Genomic DNA, 15298 nt, shown 5'->3' with positions numbered 1-15298 from the left:
ATAGGTTTAAATAACTCCCTATGTTTTAATTTTATGGCTACTTTTCCTAATTATAAACAACCAGATTCTAAAGACTGTGGACCCACCTGTCTCAGAATTATAGCCAAGCATTATGGGAAATTAATATCGCTGCAAGAAATTCGAAAGCTTTCGGAGACTACTAGGGCAGGAAGTAATTTGCTAAAACTTAGCGATGCCGCAGAAGAGATTGGTTTTAAAACTATAGGAGCCAAATTGGACTTTAAAAGACTTGAGCATGCGCAATTACCCCTTATTGTGCACTGGGATAAGAATCACTTTGTGGTCGTATATCGTATCAAGAATGGTAAAGTATATATTTCAGATCCCGGTTATGGTTTGATCATTCTAACCAATAAGGAGTTTGTGTCTCGCTGGATTGGAAATAATGCTACTGAAGAAAGTAAGGAAGGAATAACTTTGTTGCTTGAGCCAACTTCTAAGTTTAAAAAAATGAAGTGGACTAAAACTGATAAAAGGTCCCTTGGATTTTTATTTCAATACTTATTCAAGTATAAAAATTTACTTGTTCAGCTTAGTTTAGGTTTGCTTGTAGGAAGTTTACTTCAACTGATTTTTCCGTTCCTTACTCAAAGTATCGTTGATGTTGGTATTCAGAATCAAGATATTGGCTTTATTTATTTAATCTTGATTGCTCAGATTATGTTGTTTTTGGGGAGAACTAGTGTTGAGGTTTTTCGAAGTTGGATTCTTCTTCATTTAAGCACTCGGGTTAATATATCCCTAGTTTCAGATTTTTTTATAAAGCTGATGAATCTTCCAATTTCCTTTTTCGATACTCGGATGACTGGGGATATCATGCAGCGGATCGGAGACCATAGGAGGATTGAAAATTTGCTGACCGGAACTGCTTTGAACACATTCTTTTCTTTTTTTAACCTTTTTGTGTTTGGAGCTGTATTGATCTATTACAGTCCTTTGATTTTTTTGATATTTATTGGGGGAAGTGTGATTTATATTCTATGGATTCTATTTTTCCTAAAGCGGAGAAAAGAATTGGATTACATGCGGTTTGCTCAGCTCAGCCAGGAGCAAAGCACTGTTATAGAACTGATTAATGGCATGCAGGAAATAAAATTGCATAATGCTGAAACTCAAAAACGTTGGAAATGGGAGTTTGTACAAGCCAGACTTTTTCATGTATCAATCAAAACACTTGCACTCGAACAGTCGCAAGGAGTAGGCTCTTCGGTAATCAATGAGCTGAAAAACATATTGGTCACTTTCGCCTCAGCGATCCTGGTGATAGAAGGGCAGCTTACACTGGGGATGATGCTGTCTCTACAGTATATTATTGGACAACTGAATGGTCCAATTATGGGGATAGTCACTTTTGTTCGTACCTATCAGGATGCCAAGATTAGTTTGGAGAGGCTAAATGAGATCCATGATAAGGAAGACGAAGAAAGTAGGGACGCGCAGCTGGTGTATAATATTGTTTCCGGAGAGAATATAAAGGTGACCAATCTCAGCTTCAGATATATGGGAGCTGAGGAAAATGTCCTTAAAGAACTTAATCTGATTGTTCCGGCGAAAAAAATTACTGCAATAGTAGGAGCGAGTGGATGCGGGAAAACCACCCTAATGAAACTCTTATTAAAATTTTACGAGCCGGCAAAAGGAGAAATTCATTATGGGAGACATGACTTTAAATCCATCTCACCCCGTAGTTGGAGAGACCATTGTGGGGTTGTAATGCAGGAAGGATATGTATTCAATGATACTATTGCAGCAAATATTGCAGTTGGCGAGGAAGTGATTGATCTGGCTCGTCTGGTCATGGCTTCTCAAACTGCCAATATCTATGACTTTGTACAATCCCTTCCTTTAAGATTCAACACTAAAATCGGCAATGAAGGCGTTGGAATCAGCACCGGCCAAAAGCAACGTTTATTTATTGCACGTGCAGTTTATAAAAATCCGGAAATATTATTTTTTGATGAAGCGACTTCTGCCCTGGATGCTAAAAATGAGCGAATTGTAATGGAGAACCTGAACCGTTTTTTGAAAGGAAAGACAGTTTTCATAATTGCCCACAGACTAAGTACGGTAAAAAATGCAGACAAGATAATAGTGATGGATGAAGGGGAAATTAAAGAAGCAGGTACCCATGAAGAATTGGTTTTACAATCAGGAGTTTATTACAATCTTGTGAAAAATCAATTGGAACTGGGAAAAATCAGAGAAAACTAGCTATGTCCGAAAATCCCCGTCCTATAGATAATCTACAGCTCAGATCTGAGGAAGTCCAGGAGATTATTACGACTCCTCCTGCTTGGCTGATCCGATGGGGCATTACCCTGGTATTTTTGATTACCTGTGGATTAATTTTTTTGTCGTTTTTTATCAAGTATCCTGATTTTATCATGTCCCGGGTGATAGTCACTACGGTAGAGCCCACGGAAAAGATGATAGCTAAAACCTCAGGGCAGGTCGATAGGCTATGGGTGAGCAACGGAGAGAAAGTACAGGCCGGTCAAATCCTGGCAAATATAAAAAGCACTTCTGATGTGCAGAGTGTACTGTTACTGAAAAAGTTGCTGGAAGAGGTTCCTTTTGGGGAAGAAAATGGTTTTTTCTTTCCGTTAGACTCTCTCTCGGACGCAGTCTTGGGAGAAATAGAACTCTCATTTGTGGAGTTTGAACGTAGCCATATGGAATTCAGATTGCTTGAAAGACTTCAGCCATCCCTAGTTCAGTTAGAAGGGAGCCGTCAGTCAATCCATGAAATTCAGGAACGACTTACTAGCCAATTGGCACAAAAGGAAATTCTGAAGAGAAAGGTTAGTCTGGTGGAGGCGGATTTTAATAGGAACAAAGTTCTCTATGAAGGTGGAATAATTGCAGCCAAAGACTTTGAGAGCCGCGAAATGGAATACCTTCTAATGCAGGAACAGGTCAATGGAATGACTATAACTATTTCCCAACTACAAGAAGCTTTGGTAAATGCTGGACAAACGCTAAAAAGCATACAGGTAGCCAAAGAGCAGGATGAGTCTAGAGCATTAATTAATCTGATCCAGTCCTATCATGGCTTGAATCGGGCTTTAAAGGAATGGGAAAATAATTATATGCTAGTTTCTTCTACCAATGGGGAGATAGGCTTTCAGGGAGTATGGGGAGAGCATCAATTTGTCCAGTCCGGAGAGCATGTCTTTTCCATACTACCTAATGAACGGACAGAGCTTCTGGGTAAAATGATTGTTTCTTCTCAAAATACGGGCAAAATATTTATGGGGCAGCGGGTATTAATCAAACTTGATAATTTCCCATTTCAGCAATTCGGAACCCTTTTAGGTGAAGTAGAGAGTATTTCGGTTTCTCCGGACGAAGAAGGGAATTATATAGTCTATAGCTCTCTTCCTGAAGGTACAAAAACCTCATATGGAAAGGAAATACAGCTAACCCAAGAACTACTAGGTACGGCAGAGATCATTACAGAAGACCTGAGTGTAGCTGAAAGGCTTTTTTTTAAATTGAAATCAATCACCGAATATTAATCAATCTATAAAGGTATTAAGAACTATGGAACAAGCATTAAAAAAACTTCACGAGATCAACAGATATCTGATGGAAAATGCTAAACAAGAAAATGGATTAGGGCTACTAAATGGAAAGCTGGGTTTGAGTATTTACTTCTTTCATTTAGCAAGAAATACCGATAATAAGGAGTTTCTTGAGACGGCGGAGAATCTAGTAGTAGAGGTTTTCGAAAAGCTAAGTGAAGCCAAACTTCCGGCAGATTTCGAAAATGGCCTGGCCGGGATTGTATTTGGCATCAGCTATTTGGTCAATTCAGACTTTGTTGAGGCGGATCTTGACGATACCTTAAGAGAATTGGACGATAAGATTTTTAAGTTTTTGGAGGATCAAAATGGTAAATTGCCTGCAGCTATTAATAATGGTATAATTGGGTACCTTATCTATTGTTTAGATCGCTTGGAGAGCTCTTTGAAATCAGGGCATCAGTCAAACATATATATATATCATAAACTAGGAGCACAGCTCCTCAATCAACTGGGACAATTGATTGAGGAAGAGAAATTACAAGACAGAGAACCCCAATTATTCAATATTTTTTGGGATCTGCCGATTATATTAATTTTATTAGCAAAATCAAAACTGTTACTTGTTAATACTAAAAAAGCAGAGCGGATTTTGGATTATCTGCTTCCTAATCTAATTTCTGTTTTTCCGAGGCTGCATAGCAATAAGTTATATTTGCTGCTTGGAATTGAGTCGGTGTTGAGGGAGTTTGAAACCCCTGAATTGAGGAAACACGCATTGTTATTAAAAAGGTCCGTTGATATGGATACGGTTATAAATGTGGAATGTAGAAATCTCAATATCCGAATTTTGGATGGGGCGAGTGGTTTGAGATTAATAGCGGATAAACTGGTTGAAATTACCGGGGATAAGTCCTTTATTCCGTCAGATGAATTGATTATAAATAAAATAAATAATGCTGTATGTTGGGGAGATGATGATTTTTATAGCCCATTTAAGAAAAGCAATGGGCTGGTTTCTGGTATGTCTGGAATAGGTTGGGTTTTGTTAGAGATTCTGTCAGACGTCGCTGATTTTGAAGTAGGAGAAAAATCTGATAACGTAATAGTTTGAGACTATGGAAAAGATAAACTTAAGGGATTTTACTTTTTTGATTCCTCTGAGAATTGATTCGGTTAACCGGCTAGAGAATACATTGGTCACTATCGATTACATACTGACAAATTTTGACACTAAAATACACGTTTTAGAGTCTTCAGCAAGAAATACAAGATTGCTGAGCAGACTTTTGCCTAAAGAGGTTAATTATGAATTTATCGAAGATTTGGATAATATTTTTCATAGAACCCTATACATCAATCAATTGGTTAAATTAGTTGAAACTGAGTATATTATTGTATGGGACACAGATATTATCATTCCCATTAACCAAATTAACAAGTCTGTTGATTTGTTGCGGAAAGGTGAAGTTGATTTTGTAACTCCTTTTAAAGATAAATTTTTGGACACTTCTATTGTTTTACGGGATCTTTATATAAAGACCCAGAACATAGGAATTCTCGAAATGCATCAAGGTAAAATGAAGCCATTATATAATCCAAATCCTGTCGGTGGAGCTTTCTTGGCCCATAGGCAAACCTATATAAAGGCAGGGATGGAAAACGAAAAATTCTATGGTTGGGGTAGAGAGGACGGAGATCGTGTAAACCGTTGGAAAATATTGGGACACAGACATCAGCATATCGAAGGGGTTTTGTATCACCTTACACATGAAAGGGGAGAGAATAGTGATTATCATAGCCCTAATCAATACTCTAGAAAAATGGTTGAGCTTTACAGGTCCATAGCAATGTCAAAAGTGGAGCTGCAGGATGAGATAAAGAAATGGTAAAGAAGTAAGCAGCGATAAGATCTTCCTATCTTCTACTATACACTCTCAATCTGCAATGTTAATGTTCAATATATTACCGCACAAGATGGAATATGTTAAAAACAGGGAGGAAGGTTGAAAATATGTTGGAAGAAACAGAGTATGGTTTATTATTTTGTTAAATTATTTTAAAAAGCAAATTTTAAGTATAGGTAGTAAAATTATTTAACATTGGATTAGTTATATTTCCTTCGATAAGGTAATGAGTTTTCAAGAAATGTCAATACTATTAAGGAATTGATAAAAATACAGCATATATAAGGATTTCGAAAGAGGCTTTAAGGATTGTAATTTATTTGAGAGACTGTAGCTTTATTAGATTTGAATTAAAACCAATGAAATATGAATAACAATTCTATAATACAATTTCTCTGGGTAGGGAATGAAATTTCACGTATGGAAAAATTGTGCTTAAGGTCCTTTATGAAAAATTCACATATAGTCCACTTATATAGTTACGAATATATTGATGACATACCTGAAGGAGTAATTCTTATGGACGCAAGTGAAATAATTCCAGCGAGTAAAATTTTTAAATATAAGAATTCTGATAGCTATGCGGGTTTTGCAAATCTGTTTAGATATAAGCTTCTTTTAGAAAAGGGTGGATTTTGGAGCGATTTAGATATAATATGCTTAAAACCATTACTGGTTGATGAAAAGTATGTGTTTGCAAGTGAACGTTTACACAATAATAATGTCCAGGTAAATAATTGTTTTATTGGTGTCCCTAAGAATTCTGAGATAATGAGATATTGTTATACGTCAGCATTGAAAAAGAAATCTGAAGATCTACATTGGGGAGAAACTGGACCAAAGTTACTTACTGAAGCTGTCATTAAATTTGGGCTTGATGAATATGTGGTTGATCCAGATGTAATATGTCCAATTGACTTTTGGAATTGTCAATATTTTGTTTCAAAATCATTAAAAGAGGTTATAAATGAGGATTCCTATACTATTCATTTATGGAATGAAATGTGGAGAAGAAATAGTATGGATAAATTTATCGAATATAGTCATAATTGTTTATATGAAGAGTTGCAAAATATGTATCCAGTATAATTAGAATGTGATCCTGTCAGGATTAGTATTAGAACTGCTTATTTTTTAGATTTACCTTCACGACGGTAATGGTAATCAGGTAATATAAACGTGACAGCCTGTGAAATTGGGATTACCACGTGTTGATTCGTGTTTTAAATATTTCTGTCTTTTTTCCATTAGCATTTGACCTTAATAAGAACTTTGGCTTTAATAAACTTAAGGAATATAGATGTGAGAAATTAATCTAATTCGTTTTTCAGAGACTGTTCAATTAAGTGTGTCTGCTAATTTTACAAATAGATGACAAAGAAACGAACACTTGAAGAGTTATTTAGTGATCCTCAGACGAGTGAGCGGCTCAAGGAGCGGCTTTACAGTAAAAAGGGATTACTTGGAAAAGAGAGTCCCTTTAGCGAGATTTTGCAGGGCATGGTAGATACTATGCTGGATGCTGAAATCGAGAGTTTTTTGACAGAGGAGCGGGCATCCGGTACGGCCAATAAGCGAAATGGAAAAACCGGCAAGCGTGTCATAAGCGAAATTGGAGACCTCCATGTTTCCACTCCCAGAGACCGTAAAGGTCATTTTGAGCCAGAACTGATTGGCAAGCGTCAAAGAGAACTTACCAGTGGCTTAGATGACCAGATATTAGCGCTTTATGCCCAAGGTAACTCTATTGAAGACGTACGACGTTTACTCGAGGATATTTATGGAGTAAGCATCTCTGCCGGTCGAATTTCACAGATTACAGATAAGGTATTACCCGAGATCCAAGAGTGGCGGACCAGAGGCTTACAAAGCTTCTATCCAGTAGTGTATTTAGATGCCATTCACTTCAAAGTGCGACAAGATGGCAAGTATATTAATAGCGCCTTCTACACCGTATACTCAGTTGATTGGGAAGGGAATAGAGACGTATTGGGGCTATACATCAACTCAGGTGGAGAAGGAGCTAGAAAATGGGGTCTAGTAATGGAAGACCTTAAAGCCAGAGGGGTAGCTGATATTTTGGTGGTTTGTACGGATGATTTACATAGTTTCTCCGAACAGATTCAAGAAGTTTTCCCCTATTCAATTATTAAAAAGTGCATCGTCCACCAAATGAGGAATTCACTCAAATATGTAGATGAGGGCGACAGGAAGGCAGTAGTTAAGGATTTACGTCAAATATATACTTCCACCACAGAGGAAGGCGCTAAAACAGCCTTGTCGGCTTTTGAAGTAGTATGGGGAAAGAAATACAAGTATATCGTCAAACAATGGAATGAAAACTGGGGTGAGCTGATGGCCTTTTTAGATTTCCCCACATCGATGCGCAAAATGATCTACACCACCAATCCAGTGGAAGCACTTCATCGGATCATGAGAAAACTCGTAAAAAGTAAGGCTGCCTGGGTATCGGAAACGGCTCTGTTAAAACAGCTCTATTTATCGATAAACAAGAACGAGAAGTCATGGAAAAGAAAGGCTTACGGATGGACAGCAATACAACGAGATATCATGGAAAAGTACCCGGAAAGAATACCTCTAAAAAACTAGTTTACAAAGGACTGGCAGAGGAGGCCGTAGGCCGACGAAGCCAGTCCTTTGTAACATAAATTCTTACCTAGACACAGTTTAATGAACTATCCCGGGTTTGAGTTTAATTTGGTTTTATGCACAATTTTGGTTGGTTTAAACTAGGCACAATACCTTTATTCTTATGTTATAATATCCTCAAAAATTTTTATCAAACTAAGTTTTAGAAAGCTCAACTTTCACTTATCCCCCTTCTTATCTCAGTGTGACCTTTTCAACCATCCCTGCCACACTTTTGAGCCTCATCAAAAACGATAATCGTTATGAATCTCGAAGCTCAGAATCTCAATTTTTCAAGGAATGTTCCTCCAACGCTGGAACAGGTACAGGCTTACTTTAACTCGCTGCATGTCCCGGCTTCCGAAGGAGAAGTGTTCTATTTCTATTACCAGGGAATGGACTGGTGCAATGAAATGGGATCCGCTATCCGTGATTGGATAATGGCCGCTGATGATTGGGTGTGGAACCTGGAAAACTGAGGCTTTCCAGTATTTAAATAGTTTTCTCTCACTTAGGTAAAGGTATTAATGCTGTTAGTGCTATGCATTGCGTGTTTGGCAATGAGCAAGATGTAGGATTGTCTGACGCCAATCCGATCTTGCCCACCGCTGCCGGAGTTGCGGTGTGGATAAAATTTCTCCGAAGTCGAATTTTAAAATCCAGAGAACGATGAAAACGAGAACCGTAAACTATCCGATAAGAAAGACGATCCGATTCACTCCAATTGAAGTTGAAAAACTGGAAATTCTGCTGAACAGAAGTGCCTACTGTCAGACGATAAGTGAGCTGGTAAGGGATATGCTTTTCAAAAGAAAGCTCACCCTTAACACACGAAATGAATCACTGGAAAAGATCTTCATTGAACTTGGACTACTGAGAAATGAACTGAATAAAATTGGAGTGAATATCAATCAGATTACGCACTTCTTCAATATGGAGGCTGACCCAAAAGAACGTCAGTTTTTCCTGAAGGAAATGCTCCCTCACTTTGAGAAGACTAAAGCAAAGATAGATTCGCTCCATGGATTGATAGAAAGGCTAAAGATTCCAAAGTAGTTGGTTGCTAAAATCATAACGGGGAAGACCATTGGGGGAGTGATCCGCTATAATGAACAAAAAGTGGAAAACGGACAGGCAAAACTAATTCAGATGGCAGGGTTTGCGGTCAAAAATATTGCTGTGAATGAAAAGATCCTATCGTTTAAAAACTTGCAGCAATTGAATGCAAGTACGAAAACAAACACCGTCCACATTTCGCTCAATTTCTCTCCAAAGGATACAATAGATGAGTTTACCCTTCAAAAGATTGCAGCTGATTATATGAAAGGAATTGGCTTTGAAAACCAACCTTACTTGCTTTACCAGCACTTTGATGTAGCCCATCCACACGTCCATATAGTAACGACAAATATTTCAAGTTCAGGAAAACGGATTGAAACGCACAACCTGGGCAAAATCAAATCTGAAAATGCCCGAAGGGAACTTGAACAGCGATACAGCCTGGTAAAAGCTGAAGAGCAACGTAAGCATAAAGTCAATTTGCTTCAGCCGTTGGAAAAAGCTATGTATGGAAAACGGGAAACGAAATCTTCTCTATCCAATATTGTCCAGGAGGTGATACGAACCTATCAATTTGCTTCGCTACCTGAGTTGAATGCGATATTAGGCCAGTTCAATGTAAGTGCATACCGGGGAGAACCGGAAAGTGAAATGTTTAAAAATAAAGGATTGGTCTATTCCATACTGGATGCTAAGGGAAGGCGGGTAGGAGTCCCTGTGAAATCGAGCGCACTTTATTCCAAACCTACGCTGGCAAAACTGGAAGAGCGCTTTGTAAGAAATAAGGAAGCGAAGAAACCTTTTAGAGAGAATTTACATGAGGTAATTAGGGGTGAACTTGTCAGATGCAATTCACTTGAGGAGTTCACTGCCAGACTTAGAACTAAGGGAATCAAACCAGTCTTTCGGATCAATGAGGAAGGAAGGCTATATGGGGTGACCTACATAGATAACGTAAACCGATGCGTATTCAACGGTTCTGCTTTGGGTAAGGAATTATCAGCCAATGCACTTGCTGATAGATTTTCGATGGGTCATGTGCTTTCTATTTCATTGGAAAAAGAGCAGGAGGTAAGAATAAATGGGCAGGAAACTGAGGTAGATACAAGAATTCCCAGTCTGGAGATTCCCTTAAATTCTTACCAATCAGAAGATCCAACTCCTTATGAATTAAGCCAGAAGAAAAAGAAAAAACGGAAGAAGAGAATTCAATAATCCGAGACAATGCAGACAGGGGAAAATACAGAGGGGCTAAGAAAGATCATCGATCTGACCAGAAAGGCCAGTATTGGAATGCTGTGCCTTCATTTCTATTATTACTGCTACCATTCGTTTATTGAATGGGGGCTATCGCATGATATTTCCGAGAGACTTCTAGTCAATATTGGTGATACAGGCCTATTCAATGAATTTCATATCTCCAAAATATTTGCCTTGGGCCTTTTGCTGATTTCGTTGATCGGAGCGAAAGGCAAAAAGGATGATAAACTTAGAATGGCTCAGATACTCTGGCCGCTGATCAGTGGATTCTTACTATATGGGATTAGCCACTTTGCTTTTCAACTTTATTTTCATGAAGACACGACAAGTGTTATTTACATGGCCGCTACCAGTATTGGATTCATTCTTATTCTGAGGGGAGGGGCGCTCCTGAGTCGATTGCTAAAAAACCAATTTGACCAGGGGGTGTTTAATTATCTAAATGAGACATTTCCTCAGGAAGAGCGGTATTTGGAAAATGAATTTTCTGTTAATCTCCCTGCTCAATACAGACTTAAAGACAAGGTCAGAAAGTCATGGGTCAATATCATCAATCCTTTCCGGGCGTTGTTGGTAGCTGGTACACCAGGATCTGGGAAAAGTTACTTTGTGATCCGACATGTGATCACCCAGCATATCCGAAAAGGCTTTTCCATGTTCGTCTATGACTTCAAGTACGATGACCTTTCCCGGATCGCTTACAATACACTTCAAAAGAATCTGCCTGCTTATCAGGTGAAACCGGAATTCTATTCGATCAACTTTGATAGACTTTCCCACACCCATCGCTGTAACCCCTTAGAGCCTGATACGATGCTGGACATTACCGATGCCTCGGAAGCTGCCCGTACTATTATGCTGGGACTGAATAGGGAATGGATAAAAAAGCAGGGCGACTTCTTTGTGGAAAGCCCGATCAATTTTCTGACTGCAATCATCTGGTTTCTCAAAAAGCACAGGCATGGGAAATATTGTACACTACCCCATGTGATAGAATTGATGCAGACCGATTATGAGAAGCTTTTTACGGTGCTACGTACTGAGCCGGAAATTGAAGTTTTAGTCAATCCTTTCGTTTCAGCCTTGGTCAAAAAGGCATTTGATCAACTGGAAGGGCAAGTAGCCAGCGCCAAGATTACAATGGCAAGGCTTTCTTCCCCCCAACTGTATTTTGTGCTTTCGGAGAGTGAGTTTACCCTAGATCTAAACAACCCGGATTCGCCCAAAATCATCTGTATGGGCAATAATCCCCAGAAACAACAGGTCTACGGGGCTGTGCTTTCCTTGTACATTTCCAGAATAGTCAAACTGGTCAACCAAAAGGAAAAGCTGAAATCAAGTCTGGTCTTTGATGAATTTCCGACCATCTATTTTAATGGGATAGATAACCTCATCGCAACTGCTAGATCCAACAAGGTAGCCACCTGTCTGGGAGTCCAGGATTACAGCCAGCTACGGAAGGATTATGGGAGGGAACAAGCCGATGTGATCATGAATACGGTAGGTAATTTCATCAGTGGACAGGTTTTGGGCGATACAGCCAAACAGCTTTCAGAGCGTTTTGGAAGGATCATTCAAAACCGCGAAAGTATCTCGATCAACAGTTCGGAAACCTCCCTAAGCAAATCAACTCAACTGGATCAGGCCGTTCCGGCTTCCACTATTTCCGCACTTTCCTCTGGTGAGTTTGTGGGGATGGTAGCAGATACCCCTGATCAAAAGATTGCGCTTAAAGCTTTTCATGCAGAAATCATCAATGATCATGCAGCTCTGAAGCGTGAGGAAGAGGACTATCAACCTATCCCAAAAGTGCGCAACATCACACAAGAGGAAGTGGAGGAGAACTACCGAAGTATCAAGCGGGATGTGGAAGAGATTATCAGAGTGGAAATGGAACGGGTGTTTGATACTCCGGAGTTGGGGCATTTGATTATCAGGTAATGATCCATTTGTCTCTTGCTTACGAAAAATCTTTGCTGCTTATCAGAATGCGTATATTCTGAGGTAACCAAAATGATTGGATTCCGAGATTTGTAAAGGGGTAACATCAATTACAAATTTGAAAAGGGGTAGGAAAGGAGCCGACTTTATGCCTAGCCTTATCCATGAAATTAAAGATTAAAAAAGTAAATTTGGATATGGATTATACCGCTATCAGAGCCAAATGTAAAAAAACAAGTGACTTTTCAGACCCCATCTTAAATGAACTGATGTACTATGCTGCACAGAGAAATAAAGTCAATCAGCACTTTGACCTACTTGCCAAAAAGCACAAGAGCATTTTTGGTCGATTGGATCAATCAAATCAGGGGCTGTTTAAGTCTCAATACATTATACATGAAATCTTTAAAAAGGAAGGTCTGATCCATAAGTATCTAAACCATTCGGCTGTTAAAAGCATGCCGCAGGAGGACTATACCTACCTCGAGAAGCAGGCACAAATGCCCTGGAGGTTTACCTACTGGTTTTTCCGTTCCAGTCCAGCTCCTGATTTTTTTGAGTCCGTTGATATATTTACTGGGGAAGAGTTTCTTTTATTCTCACCAGGAGTTTCCCTTACTCTCATAGATTCTGAGGTTGCCACATTTGGTGGACTGATCAGTTCAGATGGTTCTTGTTACCAGACATTTGGTCCCTTGACAGGATTCAGGAGTTTTCAGGCGGATGACATTTTCTTCTATGGCGGGGAGCTTGATCCATTGGTGGAGTCTATCGACAATCTTCTTGCACTCATACAAAAGGATTTGTTTTCTTTCCTCTTGCTCTCTGTTTTTTCGGCTATCCCCATGGTTAAACATGAGCGCCATGAAATTCTACATGTAATTTCTGGAATTGAATTTACGGATTTTGACATGCTTTTGTGGGAGAAAGACTTTCGGGTGGAATATTCGGATGAGGTGTTTAAAATGAGCCTAAAGGAACTAGATGGATTTCCGCATTTTTGTTGTGTTTATTGGAGTGAGGCGAAAGAGGAATTGACCCTCAGTGCAATGACAGATTTTGGATATGATGCCTTGCTAAATTCTTTGAAGAAGCTGGGGATTCAAGTTCCTTCGGAGCCAGATATTCGTCTGCACCTATCCATGCAGACGGCAATTGAAGATATTCTAGGCAATCAGGTTGATCTTTTGCCTTACGAGAAATTATTCCAGAGCGGATCAGATGAAAATGTAAAAAGCCCTGAAATGGATGCACTTAATGATTTTTTGAACCTGTTAGTCCCTGCTGTCAATTCAAAAAAAGAAGTGGATTTAGATTTGATGATCAGTGAAACTGGCGCTGATCCGCAGGCTGCCAGAGCGATATACAAGGATTTGATGAAGAAGTTAAAAAAATAATAATTGGCTATGAGGGTTGAACTTTATTGTGCCCTCACTTCATTTTCTAGTATCCTGAGTGTAAGTTCCCAGCGATCATCATCCGAAAGAAGTATTCGTCTTTTGCATGAGTGTTTTTTCAGAGGACGATACGTGACGGCTTTCTTCGAATTATAAGGTAACCCCAAGTGAGGCAGTTATTTGAATGGATTTCGTTTGACTAATAATTATATTTTCCGATATTAAGAAGGTCTTACAACTTACTTGGCGCTTATGGATATGCCCATATTTATTTTTCAGGAGATCATCCTGCTAAATGAACACGATTGGGACCGGGCTTATGCAGTGTTGAACTACCATCTTGAAAAAGGAAATATCGTAAAGAAGATTTTGTCTGGAGATCAGGTCATCTATCATAATCCGACCAGAATGCATGGACGCAACTTTATTCATGGAAAGATATTTCCACCACAACCTGCTACTAAAATAGTCATGCGTCCGAGAAGGAGCCGAATAAATCGGGATGATACAGTAGGAGGGAGTTAATTACTTATTAGCTAAAGCTTTGATGGTTTTTAGATTATAGGCTTTATGTAAATTACTAGTTGAATCGATAAAAAGTATCACCATGAAGAAGTTACTCACAATCTTATGTTTAGCGACCTTATTGTTTTCATGTTCTTCCGGGCCGGAGGATTCAGTCAAGAATTTCACTGAGAATTTGGCAAAAGGTAAAGTGGAGGAAGCGAAAAAGTATGCAACTGAACCTACTGGTAAACTGCTGGATATGGTAAGCAGTATGGGTAAAATCCCCATTGAACCTGATTTCAAATTTGAGATATTAAATGATTCTATCGTCGGAAACAGGGCTTGGATTACTATTTCAAACCCTAATGGAAGAACAGAAGTGATTGAAGCTGTAAAAATAGATGGGGATTGGCTGGTGCATATGGAGGCTAAATTTTAGAATGTTTTGTGTAGTGATGCTGCTGCTTCTGGTGGGGTATCTTGTTTTAATAATTCATAACTAAACGATTTCGATATGGGTTTTTTTGGGTATAATATTGTGAAGAAACATAGGCAAGAAATTGAAGATTATATAGATCATAGACTGCCTGAATTCTCAACATATGGTCCTTCTGAAATTAAAAAGATATACTATAACTCGGAAGTTCCTTTGGAGGATCTAATGGATGTAATGGAGATCTTATATGAGAATGAAATTAGCCTCTTTGAGAAAGCATCTCTCCTTAAGGAGATCCCATATGGAATGGAGGTTTTAGTTGTGATAGCTACAATGGAGCGTTAATTTTGAGCTTAATATATGCGAAAGTAATTATTAAGCAATTCCTTCTAAACTAGTGGATGCTCCAGCCTTTCCTTTTACTTCTTCCAATCCGGCATGATGGTTTGGTGCAGGTCATAAAATTCATGGGTGTGGTGGATTAAATACGGTAATTCATGTATTCTATAGTGCTGATAACTTGGATTTGATCCTTTAAAATCGCCTCCAGCATTACATTGGACGTTCGTCCTCTACGGGCTTCCAATGCCTGATTTG

General features: G+C 38.9%; 14 protein-coding genes. All 14 read left to right on the top strand.

The window, feature by feature from the left end; genetic code table 11:
* Window positions 1-33 precede the first annotated feature (33 nt).
* The 14 genes from BVH02_RS09900 to BVH02_RS09835 all read left to right on the top strand — a co-directional run bounded on the left by BVH02_RS09900 (window position 34) and on the right by BVH02_RS09835 (window position 15046).
* A complete protein-coding gene (locus BVH02_RS09900) occupies window positions 34-2232 on the top strand; it encodes a peptidase domain-containing ABC transporter (RefSeq protein WP_086501280.1) in 2199 nt (732 codons plus the stop codon).
* A gap of 2 nt (window positions 2233-2234) precedes the next feature.
* Window positions 2235-3539, top strand: a complete 1305-nt coding sequence (locus tag BVH02_RS09895; protein WP_086501279.1) for an HlyD family secretion protein — start codon at window positions 2235-2237, stop codon at window positions 3537-3539.
* 25 nt (window positions 3540-3564) lie between these two features.
* Window positions 3565-4659 carry a lanthionine synthetase LanC family protein gene (locus tag BVH02_RS09890; RefSeq protein ID WP_086501278.1) on the top strand — a complete coding sequence of 365 codons (1095 nt, stop codon included), beginning with the start codon at window positions 3565-3567 and terminating at the stop codon, window positions 4657-4659.
* A 4-nt stretch (window positions 4660-4663) separates the two neighbouring features.
* Window positions 4664-5437 carry a galactosyltransferase-related protein gene (locus tag BVH02_RS09885; protein ID WP_086501277.1) on the top strand — a complete coding sequence of 258 codons (774 nt, stop codon included), beginning with the start codon at window positions 4664-4666 and terminating at the stop codon, window positions 5435-5437.
* Window positions 5438-5818: 381 nt separating this feature from the next.
* The gene (locus tag BVH02_RS09880; RefSeq protein ID WP_086501276.1) at window positions 5819-6541 is read left to right on the top strand and encodes a glycosyltransferase; all 723 of its coding nucleotides are present in this window, start codon (window positions 5819-5821) and stop codon (window positions 6539-6541) included.
* A 282-nt stretch (window positions 6542-6823) separates the two neighbouring features.
* A complete protein-coding gene (locus BVH02_RS09875) occupies window positions 6824-8062 on the top strand; it encodes an IS256 family transposase (protein ID WP_086501275.1) in 1239 nt (412 codons plus the stop codon).
* A gap of 302 nt (window positions 8063-8364) precedes the next feature.
* Window positions 8365-8580 carry a hypothetical protein gene (locus BVH02_RS09870; protein ID WP_086501274.1) on the top strand — a complete coding sequence of 72 codons (216 nt, stop codon included), beginning with the start codon at window positions 8365-8367 and terminating at the stop codon, window positions 8578-8580.
* 190 nt (window positions 8581-8770) lie between these two features.
* Entirely contained in the window at window positions 8771-9157 is a 387-nt protein-coding gene (locus tag BVH02_RS09865) for a plasmid mobilization protein (RefSeq protein ID WP_086501273.1), read from the top strand.
* Between the two features lie 39 nt (window positions 9158-9196).
* A complete protein-coding gene (locus BVH02_RS09860) occupies window positions 9197-10375 on the top strand; it encodes a relaxase/mobilization nuclease domain-containing protein (RefSeq protein WP_223271842.1) in 1179 nt (392 codons plus the stop codon).
* A gap of 9 nt (window positions 10376-10384) precedes the next feature.
* Window positions 10385-12361, top strand: a complete 1977-nt coding sequence (mobC, locus tag BVH02_RS09855; protein WP_086501271.1) for a conjugal transfer protein MobC — start codon at window positions 10385-10387, stop codon at window positions 12359-12361.
* 164 nt (window positions 12362-12525) lie between these two features.
* Window positions 12526-13758: a hypothetical protein gene (locus BVH02_RS09850; RefSeq protein WP_086501270.1), complete on the top strand. Its 1233-nt coding sequence runs from the start codon at window positions 12526-12528 to the stop codon at window positions 13756-13758.
* 252 nt (window positions 13759-14010) lie between these two features.
* Window positions 14011-14283 (top strand): hypothetical protein, encoded by a 273-nt coding sequence (locus BVH02_RS09845; protein WP_086501269.1) that lies wholly within the window; start codon window positions 14011-14013, stop codon window positions 14281-14283.
* An 82-nt stretch (window positions 14284-14365) separates the two neighbouring features.
* Window positions 14366-14704, top strand: coding sequence for a DUF4878 domain-containing protein (locus BVH02_RS09840; RefSeq protein WP_086501268.1), 339 nt, complete (start codon window positions 14366-14368; stop codon window positions 14702-14704).
* 75 nt (window positions 14705-14779) lie between these two features.
* Window positions 14780-15046 (top strand): hypothetical protein, encoded by a 267-nt coding sequence (locus BVH02_RS09835; RefSeq protein WP_086501267.1) that lies wholly within the window; start codon window positions 14780-14782, stop codon window positions 15044-15046.
* The last annotated feature ends 252 nt before the right edge of the window (window positions 15047-15298 follow it).

The sequence above is a fragment of the Algoriphagus ratkowskyi genome (assembly GCF_002150505.1).
GTDB lineage: Bacteria > Bacteroidota > Bacteroidia > Cytophagales > Cyclobacteriaceae > Algoriphagus > Algoriphagus ratkowskyi.
This window is presented reverse-complemented; position numbering and strand designations above follow the sequence as displayed.

What these genes read in the sequence shown, in the direction of transcription:
- BVH02_RS09865 (WP_086501273.1), top strand. Translation starts at nt 8,771, where the DNA reads ATGAAAACGAGAACCGTAAACTATCCGATAAGAAAGACGATCCGATTC.
- BVH02_RS09900 (WP_086501280.1), top strand. Translation starts at nt 34, where the DNA reads ATGGCTACTTTTCCTAATTATAAACAACCAGATTCTAAAGACTGTGGA.
- BVH02_RS09840 (WP_086501268.1), top strand. Translation starts at nt 14,366, where the DNA reads ATGAAGAAGTTACTCACAATCTTATGTTTAGCGACCTTATTGTTTTCA.
- BVH02_RS09875 (WP_086501275.1), top strand. Translation starts at nt 6,824, where the DNA reads ATGACAAAGAAACGAACACTTGAAGAGTTATTTAGTGATCCTCAGACG.
- mobC (WP_086501271.1), top strand. Translation starts at nt 10,385, where the DNA reads ATGCAGACAGGGGAAAATACAGAGGGGCTAAGAAAGATCATCGATCTG.
- BVH02_RS09880 (WP_086501276.1), top strand. Translation starts at nt 5,819, where the DNA reads ATGAATAACAATTCTATAATACAATTTCTCTGGGTAGGGAATGAAATT.
- BVH02_RS09845 (WP_086501269.1), top strand. Translation starts at nt 14,011, where the DNA reads ATGGATATGCCCATATTTATTTTTCAGGAGATCATCCTGCTAAATGAA.
- BVH02_RS09870 (WP_086501274.1), top strand. Translation starts at nt 8,365, where the DNA reads ATGAATCTCGAAGCTCAGAATCTCAATTTTTCAAGGAATGTTCCTCCA.
- BVH02_RS09850 (WP_086501270.1), top strand. Translation starts at nt 12,526, where the DNA reads ATGAAATTAAAGATTAAAAAAGTAAATTTGGATATGGATTATACCGCT.
- BVH02_RS09885 (WP_086501277.1), top strand. Translation starts at nt 4,664, where the DNA reads ATGGAAAAGATAAACTTAAGGGATTTTACTTTTTTGATTCCTCTGAGA.
- BVH02_RS09890 (WP_086501278.1), top strand. Translation starts at nt 3,565, where the DNA reads ATGGAACAAGCATTAAAAAAACTTCACGAGATCAACAGATATCTGATG.
- BVH02_RS09835 (WP_086501267.1), top strand. Translation starts at nt 14,780, where the DNA reads ATGGGTTTTTTTGGGTATAATATTGTGAAGAAACATAGGCAAGAAATT.
- BVH02_RS09895 (WP_086501279.1), top strand. Translation starts at nt 2,235, where the DNA reads ATGTCCGAAAATCCCCGTCCTATAGATAATCTACAGCTCAGATCTGAG.